This is a genomic window from Dyadobacter sp., assembly GCF_051859145.1.
In the GTDB taxonomy this organism is placed as follows: domain Bacteria; phylum Bacteroidota; class Bacteroidia; order Cytophagales; family Spirosomataceae; genus Dyadobacter.
The window spans coordinates 1-3,063 of the sequence record NZ_JBHYGF010000453.1 but is presented as its reverse complement, the minus strand read 5'-3'; the positions used below and the strand labels follow the sequence as shown (position 1 = coordinate 3,063).

Genomic DNA, 3,063 nt, shown 5'->3' with positions numbered 1-3,063 from the left:
GAATGGGTTCGCTGAGCCGAATTGCTTTTCGCAACCGAGTCTTTCGAGCCAGAAGTCGGCGATGTATTCGATGTATTGTTTCATCAAATCCGCATTCATGCCGATCAGTGAAACCGGCAATGCTTCGGTGATGAATTCTTTTTCAATTTCCACTGCGTCCAGCATGATTTCGATTACTCTTGCAGGATCGAGTTGGTTGACAATGTGTCTTGTATAAAGGAGACAAGCAAACTCACAATGCAGACCTTCGTCTCTGGAAATCAATTCATTAGAAAAAGAAAGTCCGGGCATTAAGCCCCGCTTTTTCAACCAGAAAATAGAGCAGAATGAGCCTGAGAAGAAGATTCCTTCGACGGCTGCAAATGCAATAATCCTTTCAGCGAAAACCGGACTGTTGATCCATTTCAATGCCCATTCTGCTTTTTTACCTACGCAAGGAACTGTTTCAATTGCCCGTAACAGACGGTCCTTTTCAACTGCATCTTTAATGTAAGTATCAATCAGCAACGAGTAAGTTTCGGAGTGGATGTTTTCCATTGCGATCTGGAAACCATAGAAACATTTTGCCTCCGCATACTGAACTTCACTTAGGAAATTAACCGCAAGGTTCTCATTTACAATGCCGTCTGAGGCTGCAAAGAATGCAAGTACGTGCGAAATGAAGTGGCGTTCCCCATCATTGAGATTCTCCCAATCCTTCATATCCTGCCCAAGATCAATCTCCTCGGCAGTCCAGAATGAAGCCTCATGTCTTTTGTACATTTCCCAGATATCGGAATGTTTAATAGGAAACAAAACAAACCGCAATGGATCTTCTATCAGCAGGGGCTCCTGACGCGCAAGTTCTTGTGACATAATTAGTTTGAGTATATACGGGGATAAATTTTGAACAACCCGCTGTGTGTCGATGGCCAGAGATAGCAGCAGCCGGGAATAACAAATCTACATGCTTTGGCCCGAAAACTCAAGGCCGGACAAGTCAAATGGAGAGACTTATTTCTGACGATACTTGTCAGGAATGCTTTAACTTTGCTTCTTTCAAGACCTTAATTGTTGGTAGGAAAGCTGCGGATCGTTAGTCAATTTAAACCTATATACTGTTGAAAATTTCCGGATTTACCATCATCAGAAACGCGGTTATTAACGATTATCCTATCGTCGAGGCAATCACTTCTATCCTTCCGGTCGTCGATGAAATGCTTGTGAGTGTTGGGGTTAGCGACGATGGTACACTGGATTTGATTAAGTCTATCCCCTCTGATAAGATCCGGATCGTTGAATCGGAATGGGATATGTCCCTGCGTGCCGGCGGAAAAGTGCTGGCTGTTGAAACGGACAAAGCTTTGCAGCAGATTTCGCCGGACAGTGACTGGGCATTTTACATTCAAGGCGATGAGGTGGTGCACGAAAAGTACCATCCGGCCATTCTCGAATCCTGCAAAAAATATGTAAACAATCCGGAAGTGGAAGGCTTGGTTTTTGACTATCTTCACTTTTATGGGACCTACGATTATGTAGGCGACAGCCGCAAATGGTACCGCCGCGAAATACGGATCATCAGGAATGAAAAGGCACCAAATGAGACACTAATTACCGCATTCAGAGACGCGCAGGGATTTCGGCGGGGCAAAACGAAGTTGAATGTGAAGCATTCGGGCGCTGCCGTATATCATTATGGGTGGGTGAAAAGTCCGGTCCAGATGAAGACCAAAATGAAAAATGTAAGTCGCTTCTGGAACGAGGATAATGAATGGGAAAAGATCCTGCAATCGGAGGATTTTTTTAATTATGAAGAGTTTGATTCGATCCGGATATTTGACGGAACGCACCCGGCTGTGATGCGCAAACGCATTGAAAGTCAGACCTGGAAAGTGGATCTGGATATATCAAAAAAGAAATTCCGCCTGAAAGACGCGCTTTTGTACTGGTACGAAAAAAAGACCGGGCGGCGGCTATTTGAGTTTCGCAATTACAAGTTTTTGTGAATTGTTTCTAAATGCTGGAAATATCAAGAGGCAAATTATTTGCTATTCTATCGTTTTTCGTTGCGCTCACTTTGCTATCCTACTTTCATCGGTACCCTACCGGCGACGACGCCTGGTTGGGTGAGCAGGCTTTCTGGTTGCAGAAAAGTGGTATAATCCGGTCGGAGTTCTTTCGGGGATTATTGGGTTGTGAGAAGCAAATTTTCGTCAGCCACAAGCTTTTCCTGATTTTTGGTGCAGGCATGATCCGGCTGTTTGGCTACCATTTACCGGTGCTGCAATTTGTCGGCCTTATCTTCTTTTTTGTTGTCATTTTTCAGCTGGTTTTTTATGTAAGCAAAAGGCAAGGAGCCCTGAGCTCCTGGTATGTACTGGCAGTGCTTGTGTTGATTTTCTCCAACAGGCTTTTGATCAAAATGAGTTTTGAAAATAGGCCAGAAATGATGGTTGCCGCGTTGGGGTTCGGATGTTTCCTGTATTTGGCGCCAGAGAAGATTACGAATAGGAAAGTTGTATTGGCAGGATTGTTGGCGGGTCTGGCATTTTTGTGCCATTTAAATGGGGTAATTTATCTGATAGCAGGATTTTTCACCTTGATGTACTGCAAAGAATACCGCCGTGCTTTTTTCTTTGGGTTTGCAGGTGGATTGATATCCCTGTTTTATTTCGCGGATATTCTGAACATTGAAAATGGATTTGTTGCCTGGTACGTGCAATTTTCAGGCGATCCGATGACAAAGGAAAGTTTCAGGCTGTCCACCAAGGTACTGCAGTATCTCACGTATCCCATTTTGTTTTTCAAATCACCCGAGCAACTGGCACTCTCGCTGCTGCTTGTTTTTTTGCTTTGGCATCAGCGAAGTTACACAGGTTTGATACCGCAGAAATTGAAGGTATTCAGCCTGACATTGTTCATTTCTTTCTGGTTGATTACAAAGTCAAATTCCAGCGTCTATATGCTGGTATTCATGCCTTTCATGCTGATCCTGGTATATGAATTATACAGGGCAAAACCTTTCCGGAATACTGCATTAAAGACAGTTCTAGCTGCTTATGTCGTAATCGGAACATTCGGAAT

At 43.8% G+C, this 3,063-nt stretch carries 3 protein-coding genes; 2 read left to right on the top strand and 1 reads right to left on the bottom strand.

Annotated elements, in window-relative coordinates; genetic code table 11:
* Positions 1-855: ribonucleotide-diphosphate reductase subunit beta (locus tag ACTIE6_RS21705; RefSeq protein ID WP_439558624.1), on the bottom strand; the 855-nt coding region annotated here is incomplete at its 3' end.
* Between the two features lie 245 nt (positions 856-1,100).
* On the opposite strand from ACTIE6_RS21705, the gene ACTIE6_RS21700 reads away from it, so the two are divergent.
* Together ACTIE6_RS21700 and ACTIE6_RS21695 are read left to right on the top strand one after the other, a co-directional pair.
* Positions 1,101-1,985 (top strand): glycosyltransferase family 2 protein, encoded by an 885-nt coding sequence (locus ACTIE6_RS21700; RefSeq protein WP_439558623.1) that lies wholly within the window; start codon positions 1,101-1,103, stop codon positions 1,983-1,985.
* A gap of 11 nt (positions 1,986-1,996) precedes the next feature.
* Positions 1,997-3,063 (top strand): hypothetical protein (locus ACTIE6_RS21695; protein ID WP_439558622.1); only part of this gene is annotated, 1,067 nt, incomplete at its 3' end.